The sequence below is a fragment of the Bordetella genomosp. 8 genome, from assembly GCF_002119685.1.
In the GTDB taxonomy this organism is placed as follows: Bacteria; Pseudomonadota; Gammaproteobacteria; order Burkholderiales; family Burkholderiaceae_B; genus Bordetella_C.
The window spans coordinates 5583954-5599713 of the sequence record NZ_CP021108.1 but is presented as its reverse complement, the minus strand read 5'-3'; the positions used below and the strand labels follow the sequence as shown (position 1 = coordinate 5599713).

The following is a 15760-nucleotide window of genomic DNA, read 5'->3' as shown; positions in this document are numbered from 1 at the left end:
GCTGCGTCCGCGCAGGACGGTGGAGCCCGAACGGGTAGCGCGTCCCGCGCACGCCGTCATGGTGTGGGGCTCGGTGCTGCTGGTGTGGCTGATTTCCCTGCTGCCCTGGCGGCTGTGGGGACAGGCGCCCGACATTTTGATTCTTGTCATCGCGTTCTGGTGCGTGCACGAACCGCGCCGCATCGGGATGGTGACGGCGTTTGTGTTCGGCTTGCTGATGGACGTGCATGACGCCGGCGTGCTGGGGGGCAACGCGCTGTCCTACACCCTGGTCGCCTATGGCGCCGTCATTCTTCATCGCCGCCTGCAGCGTTTCGACCTGTTGAGCCAGGCGATGCACATGCTGCCCATCTTCCTGGTGGCGCGTCTCGTAACCATCCTGATCAAGGCCTGGATAGCCGGCAAATGGCCGGGCTGGGACTGGGCCGTGGGCGCGGCCATCACCGCGGCCCTGTGGCCCGTTGCGGGCTGGCTGTTGCACCTGCCGACCCGCGGTGCCGACGATGCCGAGTCGGCATCGGTCTGATCGTTTTTTCTCGACATGTTTGAATTCAAAAAAACCGGCGCTCAGCAGAAGCAGCGCTTCAGGTTGCGAGCATGGGTGGGCGGCGCGGCCGCCATCCTGTGTTTCGGCCTGCTGGTCGGCCGTTTCTGGATGCTGCAGGTGGACCGCTACGAAGGTCTGTCCGAGCGCGCCGACCGCAACCGCATCGCGGTGGTGCCCATTCCGCCGCGCCGCGGCGAGATCCTGGATCGTAACGGTGTCGTGCTGGCGCGCAACTACCGCACCTATACGCTGGAGATCGTGCCCGCGCAGGTGGGCAATATCGATGCGCTGTTCAAGGCCCTGACGCCGGTGGTGTACCTGAGCCCGACCGACCAGCGCCGGCTCAAGCGGCGCATCGCGGAAAACAGCCGGTACGCCACGTTGACGCTGCGCGACAACCTGAACGACACCGAAGCCGCCTGGTTCGCCGCGCACGCATTCCAGTTTCCCGGCGTGGAACTGCGCGCTCGCTGGGTGCGCGAATATCCCGAGGGCAAGGCGGCGGCGCACGTCGTCGGCTATATCGGCCGGATTTCCGATGGCGATATCGAGGAACTGGAGGCCAGCGGCCAACTGGGCAACTACCGCGGCACCGACGTCATCGGCAAGAAAGGCATAGAGAAGAGCTGGGAAACGCAGCTCCACGGCCGCACCGGGCTGGAGGAAGTGGAAGTCACCGCCGGCGGGCGCCCCGTGCGCACCTTGCGCCGCATCGATCCCGTGCCGGGTTCGGACATCAAGCTGTCCATCGACATGCGGCTGGAGAAGGTGGCCGAGGAAGCCTTCGGCGACCAGCGCGGCGCATTGGTGGCGATCGATCCGGACACCGGGGAAGTGCTGGCCTTCGTGTCGCAGCCTTCCTACGATCCCAATCTCTTCGTCGACGGCATCGACGTCGACAACTGGCGCATGCTGAACGAATCGCCGGATCATCCCTTGATCAACCGGCCCATCTACGGCACCTATCCCATCGGGTCCACCTACAAGCCCTTCGTCGCCATGGCCGCGCTGGAGCTGGGCAAGCGCCGGGCCACCGATCGCATTCCCGATCCCGGTTATTTCGAATTCGGCGGACAGAAATTCCGCAACGCGGCCGGCGCGGTCTTCGGTCCCACCGACATGCACAAGGCCCTGGTGGTGTCGTCGGACACCTATTTCTTTTCGCTGGGGCCGGAAATCGGCGTGGACGCGCTGCACGACTTCACCAAGCAGTTCGGATTCGGCCAGATCACCGGCATCGACCTGGACGGCGAAAAGCGCGGCGTGCTGCCGTCCACGGCCTGGAAGCGCAGCGCCTACAAGGACAAGGACAAGCAGCGCTGGTACGCCGGCGAGTCCGTGTCGGTGGCGGTGGGGCAGGGCTACAACGCCTTCACCATCCTGCAGCTGGCGCAAGCCACGTCGACGCTGGCGAACAACGGGCTGTATCGCAAGCCGCATCTGGTGCACTCGGTGGAAGATCCGCGCACGGGCCTGTTCGTCACCACGCCCAGCACGCCGAACTACCAGATACCGTTGCACCAGGCCAACCTGGACGTGGTGAAGGGCGCCATGGCCGACGTGGTGCGTGTGGGCACGGCGCGGCAGCCGTTTCGCGGCGCGGCCTACCAGGCGGCCGGCAAGACCGGCACCGCGCAGGTCTACAGCCTGCGTGGCGCGCGCTATCACGCCAGCGCCGTGGACGAGCGGCTGCGCGACCACGCCCTGTTCATGGGCTTCGCGCCGGTCGATCATCCACGCATCGCGGTCGCCCTGATCGTGGAAAACGCCGGCTGGGGCGCGAGCGCCGCCGCGCCGATCGCACGCAAGGTATTCGATGCGTGGCTGCTTCAGGATCAACCCGACATGCCCCCGAAACAGCCCAGCGTCGCGGCGAATGAGAACGGTGTGACTACTGCCGCAGCGCCCGTGACGCCCGCGCCACCCGCCGGGTCCCGCGTCGCCGGCAAACAGCCCGACACGCCGCCGCGCCGGCCGGACGCCTCGCGCAACCAGGCGGACGCGCCGCCGCGCCAACCGGTGGTCGCCGTCCGCACGGACGCCAGGCCGACCACGGGGACCGATCGATGAAGCGCCTGGCCCTGATCCTGCTGCGCGTCGTGACGGCGTTCGACTGGCCCTTGCTGTGCATCCTCTGCCTGTTGACGGCCCTGGGCCTGACCGTGATGCATTCGGCGGTGGGCAGCACCGACTGGCGCTTCGCCGACCAGTCGCGCAACTTCGTCATCGCTTTCTTCGCCATGTGGGTGGTGGCGCTGCTGCCGCCCAAGTGGCTGATGAAGCTGGCTCCCCCGGCTTATGTGGTCGGCGTGGCGCTGCTGCTGGCCGTCGAGCTTTTCGGCGAAACCAGCAAGGGCGCGACGCGCTGGCTGAACCTGGGCGTGACGCGCATCCAGCCTTCGGAAATGATGAAGATCGCGCTGCCCCTGATGCTGGCCTGGTATTTCCAGCGGCATGAGGGCCAGGTCCGTATACGCGACTTCCTGTTCGCCGGCCTGCTGCTGGGCGTGCCGTTCCTGCTTATCGTGCGCCAGCCCGACCTGGGTACCGCGCTGCTGGTGTTCGGCGCGGGTTTCTGTGTCATCTATTTCGCCGGCCTGTCGTTCAAGCTGTTGATACCGGTGGTGCTGGCGGCCGTCATCGGCATCGGCACGCTGGTCAGCTATGAAGACCAGCTTTGCCAGCCGGAAGTGGATTGGGTCGTCCTGCACGACTACCAGAAGCATCGCGTATGCACCCTGCTGGATCCCAGTACCGATCCCCTGGGCAAGGGCTTCCATACGATCCAGTCCATGATCGCGGTGGGCTCCGGCGGCCTGTACGGCAAGGGTTACATGAAGGGTACCCAGACCCACCTGGACTTCATTCCGGAACGTACGACGGACTTCATCTTCGCCGTCTACGCGGAGGAATTCGGGCTCTACGGCGGGGTGTTGATCCTGGTGCTGTATGGGCTGCTGATCGCCCGCGGCCTGACCATCGCGACCCGCGCCACCTCGCAGTTCGGGCGATTGTTGAGCGGCTCGCTGACGATGATGTTCTTCATCTACGTGTTCGTGAACATCGGCATGGTGACCGGCATCCTGCCCGTGGTGGGGGTGCCGCTACCCTTCATGAGCTATGGCGGCACCGCCCTGCTGACCGTCGGCATCGCCTGCGGGATGTTGATGAGCATCAACCGCCATCGTTCGGTCAAGACCTAGGCGCCAGCGCCGCCAGGTCGGCCGCGAACAGTCCGTCGACCAGTTTGCGCACCGGCGCCGGCAGGGCCACCGCGGCCAGGCCGGCCGCGTCGACCCACTGCCACGGCTTGCCGTCCAGATCCGGCGCTTGCGCCACGATGACGTACCAGGGCCGCACATGCAGCCGGAAGTGCGTGAACGTGTGCGCGAACGCCGCCAGTTCGTAGACGGTGTCCGGCGTCGCGCCCAGCTCGCGGCAGGCCGACGCCGCGTCCAGCGTGGGATCGAATTCCGGCAGGCTCCACAATCCGCCCCAGATGCCCGGCGACGGGCGCTGTTGCAGCAGGACGCGGTCGCGGTGCTGCAGCACCAGCATGCCCGTGCTTCGCTCCGGCGACGCCTTGCGCACCCTGGGCGTGGGCAGCTCGGCCTGGCGCCCATCGCGGCGCGCGATACAGGTCTCGCTGACGGGGCAGCGGTCGCACAAGGGCTTGCTGCGTACGCATAGCGTCGCGCCCAGGTCCATCAGGCCCTGGGTATAGGCGCCCATGTCGACCTCATGCCCCGCGCCGCCCGCCAACTGCGCGTCCGCCAGGTCCCACAGGCGGATCTCGGTCTCCCGGCGGGTGGGATCTCCCTCGATGCCAAAGTGGCGCGCGAATACCCGTTTGACGTTGCCGTCCATGATGGGCGAGCGTTCGCCATAGGCGAAGGCCGCGATGGCGGCCGCGGTGGAACGGCCTATGCCGGGTAGCGTCGCGATGGCGGCCGCATCGGGCGGGAAGCGCCCGCCCCAGTCGCTCACGATCTCCCGCGCACAGCGATGCAGGTTGCGGGCGCGCGCGTAATAGCCCAGTCCCGCCCAATAGGGCATGACGTCTTCCTGCTCGGCGCCGGCCAGGGCATGCAGGTCGGGGAAGCGTTCCAGGAAGCGCTGGTAGTAGGGGATGACCGTGCTCACCTGGGTCTGCTGCAGCATGATTTCCGACAGCCAGATGCGATACGGGTCGCGCGTGTTCTGCCAGGGCAGGTCGTGGCGTCCATGGCGCTGTTGCCAGGTCGCAATACGGGTTGCAAAGTCCATGCGCGATTATTGCATTCCGCCCCGGGTAAACGTCCGAATGCGAGCCCGCGGGCGGAACCTGATCGGGATCTCGGCGGGAACACCAATTGCGCCGCCGCGGCGCCAGGAGTAAAAGACCGGTACAGGCAAGGATGAAAAAGCCTGGTTCACTGTTTATGCCGGCCGGCACGCCTTCACAAGAGGCAAGCGCGCAGCCGGCGTGAGCCATCCAAGACAAACGGAGACTGCATGAACGCCCCCCTGACGCCGGCGCAGCGCGCCGCGCTCCAATCCGTCCAACTGGACGACAAATACTCCCTGGATACTGGCCGTGCCTGGATGAGTGGCATCCACGCCCTGGTGCGCCTGCCGATGATGCAGCGCACGCGGGATATGCGGGTCGGACTGAACACGGGGGGCTTCATCTCCGGCTACCGCGGTTCGCCCTTGGGCGGCGTGGACCTGAACATGTGGAAGGCCGCCAAGTACCTGGAAGCCCACCACGTCGTCTTCCAGCCCGGTTTGAACGAAGACCTGGCCGCCACCGCGGTGTGGGGCAGCCAGCAGGTGAATCTGTTCCCCGGCGCCCGCTACGACGGCGTGTTCGGCATGTGGTATGGCAAGGGCCCGGGCGTGGATCGCTGCGGCGATGTCTTCAAGCACGCCAATGCGGCGGGCACGTCGCGGCACGGCGGCGTGCTGGTCGTGGCCGGCGACGATCACCCGGCCAAGTCGTCGACGCTGCCGCATCAAAGCGACCATCTGCTCAAGGCCTGCCTGATCCCCGTGCTGTTCCCCTCCACCGTCCAGGAAGTTCTGGATTACGGCCTGCATGGCTGGGCCATGAGCCGCTACGCGGGGGTATGGGTCGGCATGAAATGCATCACCGACATCGTGGAAGTCTCCGCGTCGGTGGAGGTCGATCCCGAGCGCGTCCGCATCCTCCTGCCGGAAGATTTCAGGATGCCCGCGGACGGCTTGAACATCCGCATGCCCGATACGCCCCTGGAACAGGAAGCGCGCCTGCTGGACTACAAACTGTATGCCGCCCTGGCCTATGCGCGCGCCAACGGCCTGAATCGCGAGCTATGGCAGGTGCCGCCGGAATCCGCGCGCTTCGGCATCATGACCTCCGGCAAGGCCTACCTGGACACCCGCCAGGCCTTGTCCGACCTGGGGCTGGACGACGACACCTGCCGCCGCATCGGCGTGCGGCTGTTCAAGGTCGGCATGGTATGGCCGCTGGAGGCCACCGGCATGCAGCGCTTCGCCGAAGGCCTGGACGAAATCCTGGTGGTGGAGGAAAAGCGGCAGGTGCTGGAATACCAGTTGAAGGAAGAACTGTTCGGCTGGATAGGCAGCGGCAAGAAGATCCCGCGCGTGGTCGGCAAGTTCGACGACAAGGATGGCGGCGAGTGGGCGGTGCCCCAGGGCAACTGGCTGCTGCCGGCGCATTACGAGTTTTCGCCGGCCATCGTCGCCAAGGCCATCGGCGCGCGCCTGCTGAAGTTCGAGCTGCCGGCCGACGTGCGCGCCGGCATCGAAGCGCGCCTAGCCTTCATCGAGGCGCGCGAGCGCGCCCTGTCGCGGCCGCGCGTCGTGGCCGAGCGCAAACCGTGGTTCTGTTCCGGCTGTCCGCACAACACGTCCACGCGGGTGCCCGACGGGTCGCGCGGCATGGCCGGCATCGGCTGCCATTACATGGTGCGCTGGATGGGCCGCCAGACGGACCTGTTCACCCACATGGGCGGCGAAGGCGTGCCGTGGATCGGGCATGCGCCGTTCACCGACGAAAAGCACGTGTTCGCCAACCTGGGTGACGGCACCTACTACCATTCGGGGCTGCTGGCGATCCGCGCCGCGGTCGCGGCGAAAACGCCCATCACCTACAAGATCCTGTTCAATGACGCGGTGGCCATGACCGGCGGCCAGCCGGTGGACGGCCCGATCAGCGTGCCGATGATCACCCGCCAGCTGGCGGCCGAGGGCATCGAGAAGATCGTCGTGGTGACCGACGAACCGCACAAGTACAAGGGCGTGCAGGACCTGGCGCCGGGCGTGCCGGTGGTCCATCGCGACGAGCTGGACCGCGTGCAGCGCGAACTGCGCGAGTATCCCGGCGTTTCCATCCTGATCTACGACCAGACCTGCGCCACGGAAAAGCGCCGCCGCCGCAAGCACAATGCATATCCGGATCCCGCGCGGCGCGTCGTCATCAACGAACGTGTGTGCGAAGGGTGCGGCGATTGCTCGGACAAATCGAACTGCCTGTCGGTCGAGCCGCTGGAAACCGAATTCGGCCGCAAGCGCGCGATCAACCAGTCCAGCTGCAACAAGGACTTCTCCTGCCTGAACGGCTTCTGCCCCAGCTTCGTCACGGTCGAAGGCGGCAAGCTGCGCAAGCCCAAGGGCATAGGCAGCCAGGAGGCCATCGATGCCACTCTGCCCGAACCGGATGTGCCTACGCTGGAACGGCCTTATGGCGTGTTCATCGCAGGCGTGGGCGGAACCGGGGTCGTCACCATCGGCCAGCTTCTGGGCATGGCGGCGCACATCGAAGGCAAGGGCTGCTCGGTGCTCGATATGGCGGGCCTGGCGCAGAAGGGCGGAGCGGTGCATTCGCACGTGATCCTGGCCCGATCGCCGGGGCATCTCCTGAATACGCGCGTGGCGATGGCCGAAGCGGACCTGGTGCTGGCCGGCGACCTGGTGGTGGCCAGCAGCCCCGACGCCGTTGCCCGCATGAGTCCGGAACGCACCCGCCTGTTGCTCAATAGCGATGTGGCGCCCACCGCGGCCTTTATTTCCAATCCGGACTGGCGCCTGCCGGCCGGCAACCTGCAGCGTGACATCGACACCGCCTGCATGCCGGGGCAGGTCGACGCCATCGATGCCGCCGAACTGGCGGTAGGCCTGCTCGGTGACGCCATCTATGCCAACCCCCTGATGATGGGCTACGCCTACCAGAAGGGCTGGATCCCGCTCGGACGCGAGGCCTTGTTGCGGGCCATCGAATTGAATGGCACCCAGGTGGAGAACAACAAGGCCGCGTTCGCCTGGGGCCGCCGCGCGGCGCAGGACCTGGCGTCGGTCCAGCAGTTGATCGCACCGGCCGGCAAGGCGGCCGCGCCCGGGACGGCCGCTGCGCTGGAAACCACCGAGCTCGCCGGCAATCCGGGCGGCGCCATCGGCGGCGGCGCGGAGATCATCGAGTTGCGCCGGGGCGCGCCGCAACGCGGCGCCGATGGCGCGGCGTCGGGGCGATCGTCAGGCCTGTCAGGCCTTTCCGGCCTGTCCGGCCCGGCCGCCGATCTGGCGACGCTGGTGGAGCGGCGCGTACGCTTCCTGACGGATTACCAGAGCGCGGCCTATGCGCGCCGCTATGCCGACTTCGTCAACCAGGTGGCGGCCGCGGAACAGGCGGCCACCGGGTCCACACGCCTGGCGCAGGCGGTGGCGAAGAACTACTTCAAGCTGTTGGCGTACAAGGACGAATACGAAGTCGCGCGCCTGTACAGCGATGGCGAATTCATGCGCCGCGTGGCCGAGCAGTTCGAGGGCGACTGGAAACTCAACTTCCATCTGGCCCCGCCGGCGTTCTCCCGGCGCAATGCCGAAGGACACCTGGTCAAGCGCGCATACGGGCCATGGATGATGAAGGCGTTCGGCGTGCTGGCCAGGCTGCGCCGCCTGCGCGGCACGCCGCTCGATGTCTTCGGCTATACCCAGGAGCGGCGCACGGAGCGCGCGCTCATCCGGGAGTATCGCGACACCGTGGCCGCCTTGCTACCTGGCTTGAGCCGGGCCAGCCTGGACATCGCCGTGGCCCTGGCCAGCCTGCCGGAGGACATACGCGGCTATGGCCATATCAAGGAAGCCTCGATCGAACGCGCCCAAGCCAGGCGCCGCGACCTGCTGCAACGGCTGGAAGGCGGGGCGCGCGTAGAGGTGCGGGACAGCGCCCGCGCGGCTTAGCGGGGCTGGAGCCTGTCAGGTCGCCGTCGCGCGCCGCGCGCGCGGCGGCATGTTGAACAGCTCGACGCGCGGCTTGGAAACGGTCTTTTCCTTGAGCGTCTCCACCACCGCGACTTCGCGCTTGGCAATGATTTCCGTCGCCCGGGTCTTGGTGGTCATCTTGCGCACCATGACCCGCCCGTCACGCGGGAAGAAACTGATGCGGCGGGCGTAGACGTCGCCCAGGTCGCGCGCCAGCACCGGGATGTTTTCCATCGCCAGGTAATTCAGCACGAACTGCCCGTTGCGCTCGCCGATATTCATCTGCTGCATGGCTTCCAGCACCGCGCCGCCGCCGAAGACCTTGGCTTGCAGGCGTTCGCGCGCGGCGCCCGCCTTCAGCACTTCGTTGATCAGTACTTCCATGGCGAACGCGCCATAGCGCATCGTCGCCGACGCCGGCGACTGGCTGTCGCCTTCCGGAAGCATGAAGTGGTTCATGCCGCCCACGCCGGTCTGCGGGTCGCGGATACAGGCGGCCACGCACGAACCCAGCACGGTCGTGATCATCAGGTCGTCGCCCGTAACGTAGTACTCGTTGGGCAGCACTTTGACTGCCTGATAGTTGAAGGCACTATCAAAATAGTGGCGCGTCGCGCGGGCGTCACGGGCAGACATGATGGGTCGCGGGCTTCCAGGGGGAGTGCGGAACGGGTTCGGAGCGATATTACTAAATTTATCTGGAATTTCTATTTATTTCTGCTCTGCCATGATCGAAGGCGACGGATTGGGGAAATAACCCCTGTCCCGGCGGATTCGATCGGCACGGCAGCCACGTTTCCACTATCCCATGGAACGCCCGGCGCGATTGCCCGATTAAGCGGACTAAAAACGGGTACTGCGAGTGACTGACCAGCGCGCCGACAGGGCCGCGAGCACCGCGGCGGCCACGACCGCCACCGCCAGCCAGGAGGCCTCCGGCAGGTGCAGGGCAAAATCGGCGCCATAGCTGCGCGCCACGGCGGTGAGTGCATCATTCAGCGGGGACAGCGCCCACGCCGCGATCAGGATGGCCAGCAGGGCCGATACCGCCCCGGACAAGGCGCCCAGGTACAGGAAAGGGCGCCGCACGAAGGACTCGGTCGCGCCGACCAGCCGCGCCACGGCGATCTCCTCGCGCTGCGTCAGGGCCTGCATCCGGACGGTGTTGAACACGGTGGCCAGCACCACCACGGCGACGCAGGCCGCCAGGAAAACCAGGCCGATGCGGGCGAATCGCAGCATGGCTTCCATGCGCTGGACCCAGTCGCTGTCCAGCTGTACCTGTTCGACCTGGTCCAGGGCCTTCCAGGCCTGGGCCAGTTTCGCCGCGCGACCGGCCAGGTCGTCACCGTCGCGCAGGGTCGCCACCACGGCGTCGGGCAGCGGATTGCCGGGCAGCACCGCCAGGGCCTCGGCCCAGGTGGGATTGCGCCGCAGCGCGGCCAGCGCGCTGTCGCGGCCGATGGTGCGGACTTCGCGCACGTCGTCGCCGTAATCCTTGCGTATGCGGTCGGCCACTGCCTGCGCGGCGCCCGCCGGCGCGTCTATCTTCATGAAGACAGTCAGTTCCGGCGTCACGGAAAGCTGGCGCGCCACCGGCTGGACCGATACCAGGATGGCGGCGCCCAGGATGGGCAGCGCCAGTGCCAGCGCCATCACCAGCAGGTTCGCCAGCGACGAAAAGGGTTGTGCCAGCATGCGCCGCAAGGTGATGCCCAGCGCGTAGCGGTGTTGCCGCAGCCATGCGTTCATGCCTGGGCCTCCGCGGACAGGTCGGCGAAACGGCCGGGCTCGATGCGCAGCACCCGCTGGGCGTAATGGGACATCAGTTCCTGGTCATGGGAAGCGATCAGCGTCGTCACGCCGACGCGATTGAAGTCACGGAACACATTCATGATGCGCAGGGCGCTGTCGTGATCGAGGTTGGCGGTGGGCTCGTCGGCGATCAGGATGGCCGGCCGGTTGACGATGGCGCGGGCGATGGCCAGGCGTTGCTGTTCGCCGCCGGACAGCTCGATGGGGTTCAGGGTTTCCTTGCCGGACAGGCCGACCTTGTCGAGCGCGGCGCGCGCCCGCGCCGCCGCGGAATCCCGGGGCTGGCCGGTCACCGCCAGGGGCAGCATGACGTTTTCGAAGGCGTTGCGGTCATAGAGCAGGTGGGTGTCCTGCAGGATCACCCCGACGGCCCGGCGTAGATAGGGACGGGCTCGCTGCGGCAGCTTGTCCAACCGCTGCCCGTTCACCTGGATGGAGCCCCGGCTGGGCGGTTCCAAACCCCCGATCAGCTTCAGCAAAGTCGACTTGCCGGCGCCCGACGGCCCCGACACAAAGACGAATTCGCCCGCCGTGATGCGGAAGTTGATATCGGCCAGGATATTGCGGCCGCGTCCGTACGATTTGAATACGTGCTGGAATTCGATCATGGCGGATAGGGGGATGAAGCCGCAATAGTACCGTGTAGCGCGCGGCCCTACGCCATTGGGGGCAGGGCGGCCGACCGCCGTTTCGTGGCATGATATGTCCCCGGTATTCCGAGGGCATGTCGCAGGGATTTCCCCCATGTCCCTGGTTTTTACCGGGGGCTACCATGCGCCGCATCATAGGCGGTCAGTCGTGGCTGGCGTAGCCTGCCTTCTCGTCCCCCTAAGCAATGGAGACCACCATGAAAACCTGGAAAAAGGCTGCCCTCGGCGCCGCGATGCTGACTTTGTGCGGCAGCGCCTTCGCCGGTGCGACTTTCGACAACGTCAAGAAGAAGGGCTTCGTTCAATGCGGCGTGTCGACCGGCGTGCCCGGTTTTTCCGCCGCCGACAGCAAGGGCGAGTGGAAGGGGCTGGACGTCGACATGTGCCGTGCCGTCGCCGCCACCATGTTCAATGACGCCAGCAAGTTCAAGGTGACCCCCTTGAACACGCAGCAGCGCTTCACGGCGCTGCAGTCGGGCGAAGTCGACGTCCTGACGCGCAATACGACCGAAACCCTGACCCGCGATACCACCCTGGGCCTGATCGGCACGGGCGTGAACTACTACGACAGCCAGGGCGTCATGGTGTCCAAGGAATTGGGTGTCAAGAGCGCCAAGGAATTGAACGGCGCCACCGTCTGCGTGCAGCCCGGCACCACCACCGAACTGAACCTGGCGGACTGGTTCCGCGCCAACAAGATCGAGTTCAAGCCGGTCGTCATCGAAAAGTACGACGAGATCGTGCGGGCATTCTCGGCGGGACGCTGCGATGCCTTCACGACCGACAAGTCCCAGCTGGCTTCCACGCGGACCACGCTGGAGAATCCGGACAAGTACATCATCCTGCCGGAAGATTTCTCCAAGGAGCCGCTCGGGCCCATGGTGCGCCAGGACGACGTGCAGTGGTTCAACGTGGTGCGCTGGGCCTTGAATGCCATGCTGGAAGCCGAGGAATACGGCGTCACGACGGAGAACGTCGAAGCCATGCTGAAAAGCACCAATCCCAATGTGCAGCGCATCCTGGGCGTGACGCCCGGCATGGGCAAGAACCTGGGCGTGGACGACAAGTGGGCCTACAACATCGTCAAGCAGGTGGGGAATTACGGCGAAAGCTTCGAGCGCAACCTGGGCAGCGGCAGCCCCATGAAACTGCCGCGCGGCCTGAACGCGCAATGGAAGCAGGGCGGCTTGATGTACGGCTGGCCGATTCGTTGATGGCTCGTGATCCGGCCGCGCGCGCCCGCGGGCGCGACGCCGCGGCCGGTTGGATTGCATGGTGTATGGTGGTGACATGACGCCCGACTCCACAGCGCCGCCGGCGGCGGCGCCTGTCCGCAAGCTTTCCTGGAACGATCCAGGCGTAAGAGCCATCGTCTATCAGGTCGTCGCCGTGGCGGCGGTGGCCTGGGTGGCCTGGTTCCTGGTATCGAACACGCTGCACAACCTGGCCTCGCGCAATATTTCCACCGGCTTCGGCTTCCTGGGCCGCGAGGCGGGTTTCGCCATCGGCGAAACGCCGATCAGCTATACGCCGGCGGATACCTATGGACGAGCCATCGTCATCGGGTTGCTGAATACCCTGCGCGCGGCGGTCATCGGCATCGTGCTGGCCACCGTGCTCGGCACCTTGATCGGTATCGCGCGCCTGTCGCGCAACTGGCTGATCGCCAGGCTGGCATCGGTCTATGTCGAGGTCATGCGGAATGTCCCGCTGCTCCTGCAGCTGTTCTTCTGGTACGCCCTGATCACCGAGAACATGCCAGGGCCGCGGCAGGCGCATCAACCCTTGCCGGACGTCTTCATTTCCAATCGCGGCCTGAAACTGCCGACCTTGCAGGGCGGCGCGGTCGACTGGATGCTGGGGGGACTGGGGCTGGCGATCGTCGCCATCCTGGCCCTGGCCCATTGGGGCAACAAGCGCCGCGAAGCGACCGGCCGCATCTTTCCGCTGGCCCGTTGGGCGCTGCTCCTGATCGTCGCACTGCCGCTGCTGGGCTGGCTCGTCAGCGGCGCGTCGCTGAAGGTGGACGTGCCGGTGCTGCGCGGCTTCAACTTTTCCGGCGGCATGACGCTGACGCCGGAATTCGCGGCGCTGCTGGCGGGCCTGGTGAGCTACACCGCCGCCTTCATCGCCGAAGTCGTCCGTTCCGGCGTGCAGGCCGTCAACATCGGGCAGTGGGAAGCCGCCGGTTCCCTGGGGCTGCGACGCGGCCTGGTGCTCAGGCTGGTCGTGCTGCCGCAGGCCTTGCGCGTGATCATTCCGCCGATGACCAGTCAGTACCTGAACCTGACCAAGAACAGCTCGCTGGCCGTCGCCATCGGTTTTCCCGACATCGTGTCGGTGGTCAACACGACCTTGAACCAGACCGGCCAGGCCATCGAAGGCATCCTCATCATCATGGCCGCCTACCTGACGGTCAGCCTGTCGATTTCGGTGTTGATGAACTGGTACAACAAGCGCATCGCGCTGATAGAGCGCTAGCATGAATACGCCCGAACCGCCGCGCGCGGGTTCCGCGGATCTTCCCGTCGCACCGACGCCGGACGGCTTGCCGATCACGCAGCCGGGCGGCCCGGCCGGCGCGGCGTCGGCCGCCGTGGACAGCCTGCCGCCCCCAGGCAGCCAGACCGGCCTGTGGGGATGGCTGCGCCTGAGGCTGTTTTCGTCGCCGCTGAATATCCTGCTGACGGTACTGATCGCCTGGCTGCTGCTGCTGGCGATTCCCGCGCTGGTGGAGTGGCTGCTGGTCAAGGCGAACTTTTCGGCCACCACCGCGCAGGAGTGCCGCGCGTCGGGCGGCGCCTGCTGGGCCTTCATCCGGGAAAAGCACAGGCTGATCCTGTTCGGCACCTATCCCTACGATGAACAATGGCGCCCGCTGCTGGCCACCATCGTCCTGATCGCGGTCATCATATGCAGCGGCATCCGCCGCTTCTGGACGCCCAGGCTGGCCCTGTTGTGGGTGCTGGGGCTGGCCGCGGTGGCGGTGCTGATGTGGGGCGGCGTGTTCGGCATGACCTATGTCGAAAACGAACGCTGGGGCGGCCTGCCGCTGACCTTGATACTGGCGACCTTCGGCATCGCCTTCGCCTTTCCCTTCGGCGTGCTGCTGGCGTTGGGACGGCGGTCGCGTCTGCCGGCGATCAAGGCGCTGTGCGTGGTGTACATCGAGTTGATACGCGGCGTGCCGCTGATCAGCCTGTTGTTCATGTCGTCGGTCATGCTGCCGCTGTTCCTGCCCGAAGGATTCACCATCGACAAGCTGCTGCGCGCGCAGATCGCCATCATCATGTTCGCCGCGGCCTATATCGCGGAAACCGTGCGCGGCGGCCTGCAGGCCATTCCCAAGGGCCAGTACGAAGGCGCGGCGTCACTGGGCCTGACCTATTGGCAGCAGATGCGCAAGATCATCCTGCCGCAGGCCTTGCGCATCGTGATCCCGCCGCTGGTCAGTATTTTCATTTCGCTGTTCAAGGACACGTCGCTGGTGGTCATCATCGGCATCTTCGACCTGACCCTGGCGGCCAAGGCGGCGCTTTCGGATGCGGCGTGGCGCGGCTTCGGCGTCGAAGCCTATCTGTTCATCGCATTCATCTACTTTATTTTCTGCTTCTCGATGTCCAAGTACAGCCAGGCGCTGGAGCGCCGGCTGGCCAAGGGCTATCGACGATAGGACGGCGATCAAGGGAGCGCCCGCATGGCCGACGCAATCATTCGTATGCAGGACGTGAACAAGTGGTATGGCCAGTTCCACGTGCTGCGCAATATCGACCTGGACGTGGCGACCGGCGAACGTATCGTCATCTGCGGTCCTTCCGGATCGGGCAAGTCGACGCTGATCCGCTGCATCAACCGGCTGGAAGAGCACCAGCAGGGCCAGATCGTCGTCAACGGCACGGAGCTGACCAACGATCTCAAGCATATCGAGATGATTCGCCGCGACGTCGGCATGGTGTTCCAGCACTTCAATCTTTTCCCGCATCTGACGGTGCTGGAAAACCTGACGCTGGGACCCATGTGGGTGCTGAAGAAGCCGCGCGCCGAAGCCGAGGCCACCGCGCTGAAGTACCTGGAGCGCGTGCGCATCCCTGAACAGGCCAACAAGTTTCCCGGCCAGTTGTCGGGCGGCCAGCAGCAGCGCGTGGCGATCGCGCGCTCGCTGTGCATGAGCCCCAAGATCATGCTGTTCGACGAGCCGACGTCCGCCCTGGACCCGGAAATGGTCAAGGAAGTGCTGGACGTGATGGTCAAGCTCGCCGAAGAAAGCGGCGTCACCATGCTGTGCGTGACCCATGAAATGGGCTTCGCCCGCAAGGTCGCCGACCGCGTCATCTTCATGGACCGCGGCGAAATCATCGAGCAGAACACGCCCGACGAATTCTTCGATCACCCCCAGAACGAGCGGACCCGGCTGTTCCTCAGCCAGATATTGCATTGACGTCGGGCCAGTGCCGGGACAGCCTGCCTGACGCCGATCATCCGACTCCGCGATCGGAGGCCGCCGACA

At 66.0% G+C, this 15760-nt stretch carries 12 protein-coding genes; 8 read left to right on the top strand and 4 right to left on the bottom strand.

Features of this window, described 5'->3' with window-relative positions:
- Positions 1-58 precede the first annotated feature (58 nt).
- From mreD to rodA, 3 genes are read left to right on the top strand one after another with little or no spacing between them, the layout of a single operon-like run.
- The gene (gene mreD / locus CAL12_RS25295; protein WP_198298525.1) at positions 59-526 is read left to right on the top strand and encodes a rod shape-determining protein MreD; all 468 of its coding nucleotides are present in this window, start codon (positions 59-61) and stop codon (positions 524-526) included.
- Between the two features lie 15 nt (positions 527-541).
- The gene (gene mrdA / locus CAL12_RS25290; protein WP_086067120.1) at positions 542-2617 is read left to right on the top strand and encodes a penicillin-binding protein 2; all 2076 of its coding nucleotides are present in this window, start codon (positions 542-544) and stop codon (positions 2615-2617) included.
- Positions 2614-3750, top strand: a complete 1137-nt coding sequence (gene rodA, locus CAL12_RS25285) for a rod shape-determining protein RodA (protein WP_086067119.1) — start codon at positions 2614-2616, stop codon at positions 3748-3750. Before mrdA ends, rodA begins: the two co-directional genes overlap by 4 nt.
- Here the strand turns inward: rodA and mutY are convergent.
- A complete protein-coding gene (gene mutY, locus CAL12_RS25280) occupies positions 3740-4813 on the bottom strand; it encodes an A/G-specific adenine glycosylase (RefSeq protein WP_086067118.1) in 1074 nt (357 codons plus the stop codon). The two genes, rodA and mutY, sit on opposite strands and share 11 nt — an antisense overlap.
- Positions 4814-5041: 228 nt before the next feature.
- Here mutY and CAL12_RS25275 point away from each other — a divergent pair, with 228 nt between their 5' ends.
- The gene (locus CAL12_RS25275) at positions 5042-8767 is read left to right on the top strand and encodes an indolepyruvate ferredoxin oxidoreductase family protein (protein WP_086067117.1); all 3726 of its coding nucleotides are present in this window, start codon (positions 5042-5044) and stop codon (positions 8765-8767) included.
- 15 nt (positions 8768-8782) lie between these two features.
- Here CAL12_RS25275 and cheD read toward each other — a convergent pair whose 3' ends face one another.
- The 3 genes from cheD to CAL12_RS25260 form a co-directional block, all read right to left on the bottom strand.
- Positions 8783-9424, bottom strand: coding sequence for a chemoreceptor glutamine deamidase CheD (gene cheD, locus CAL12_RS25270; protein WP_086067116.1), 642 nt, complete (start codon positions 9422-9424; stop codon positions 8783-8785).
- Positions 9425-9631: 207 nt separating this feature from the next.
- Positions 9632-10540, bottom strand: a complete 909-nt coding sequence (locus CAL12_RS25265) for a cell division protein FtsX (RefSeq protein WP_086067115.1) — start codon at positions 10538-10540, stop codon at positions 9632-9634.
- On the bottom strand, positions 10537-11211 hold the full coding sequence (locus CAL12_RS25260; RefSeq protein ID WP_086067114.1) for a cell division ATP-binding protein FtsE: 675 nt from the start codon (positions 11209-11211) through the stop codon (positions 10537-10539). Before CAL12_RS25260 ends, CAL12_RS25265 begins: the two co-directional genes overlap by 4 nt.
- Before the next feature lie 239 nt (positions 11212-11450).
- On the opposite strand from CAL12_RS25260, the gene CAL12_RS25255 reads away from it, so the two are divergent.
- From CAL12_RS25255 to CAL12_RS25240, 4 genes are all read left to right on the top strand, one after another.
- Positions 11451-12467 (top strand): amino acid ABC transporter substrate-binding protein, encoded by a 1017-nt coding sequence (locus tag CAL12_RS25255; RefSeq protein ID WP_086067113.1) that lies wholly within the window; start codon positions 11451-11453, stop codon positions 12465-12467.
- Between the two features lie 76 nt (positions 12468-12543).
- A complete protein-coding gene (locus CAL12_RS25250; protein ID WP_086068112.1) occupies positions 12544-13734 on the top strand; it encodes an amino acid ABC transporter permease in 1191 nt (396 codons plus the stop codon).
- Position 13735: 1 nt separating this feature from the next.
- A complete protein-coding gene (locus CAL12_RS25245; RefSeq protein WP_086067112.1) occupies positions 13736-14926 on the top strand; it encodes an amino acid ABC transporter permease in 1191 nt (396 codons plus the stop codon).
- 24 nt (positions 14927-14950) lie between these two features.
- The gene (locus CAL12_RS25240; RefSeq protein WP_086067111.1) at positions 14951-15691 is read left to right on the top strand and encodes an amino acid ABC transporter ATP-binding protein; all 741 of its coding nucleotides are present in this window, start codon (positions 14951-14953) and stop codon (positions 15689-15691) included.
- The last annotated feature ends 69 nt before the right edge of the window (positions 15692-15760 follow it).

Coding starts and splice junctions, on each gene's coding strand:
- CAL12_RS25240 (WP_086067111.1), top strand. CDS start 14,951: ATGGCCGACGCAATCATTCGTATGCAGGACGTGAACAAGTGGTATGGC.
- CAL12_RS25265 (WP_086067115.1), bottom strand. CDS start 10,540: ATGAACGCATGGCTGCGGCAACACCGCTACGCGCTGGGCATCACCTTG.
- mreD (WP_198298525.1), top strand. CDS start 59: ATGGTGTGGGGCTCGGTGCTGCTGGTGTGGCTGATTTCCCTGCTGCCC.
- CAL12_RS25255 (WP_086067113.1), top strand. CDS start 11,451: ATGAAAACCTGGAAAAAGGCTGCCCTCGGCGCCGCGATGCTGACTTTG.
- CAL12_RS25275 (WP_086067117.1), top strand. CDS start 5,042: ATGAACGCCCCCCTGACGCCGGCGCAGCGCGCCGCGCTCCAATCCGTC.
- mutY (WP_086067118.1), bottom strand. CDS start 4,813: ATGGACTTTGCAACCCGTATTGCGACCTGGCAACAGCGCCATGGACGC.
- CAL12_RS25260 (WP_086067114.1), bottom strand. CDS start 11,211: ATGATCGAATTCCAGCACGTATTCAAATCGTACGGACGCGGCCGCAAT.
- CAL12_RS25250 (WP_086068112.1), top strand. CDS start 12,544: ATGACGCCCGACTCCACAGCGCCGCCGGCGGCGGCGCCTGTCCGCAAG.
- mrdA (WP_086067120.1), top strand. CDS start 542: ATGTTTGAATTCAAAAAAACCGGCGCTCAGCAGAAGCAGCGCTTCAGG.
- cheD (WP_086067116.1), bottom strand. CDS start 9,424: ATGTCTGCCCGTGACGCCCGCGCGACGCGCCACTATTTTGATAGTGCC.
- rodA (WP_086067119.1), top strand. CDS start 2,614: ATGAAGCGCCTGGCCCTGATCCTGCTGCGCGTCGTGACGGCGTTCGAC.
- CAL12_RS25245 (WP_086067112.1), top strand. CDS start 13,736: ATGAATACGCCCGAACCGCCGCGCGCGGGTTCCGCGGATCTTCCCGTC.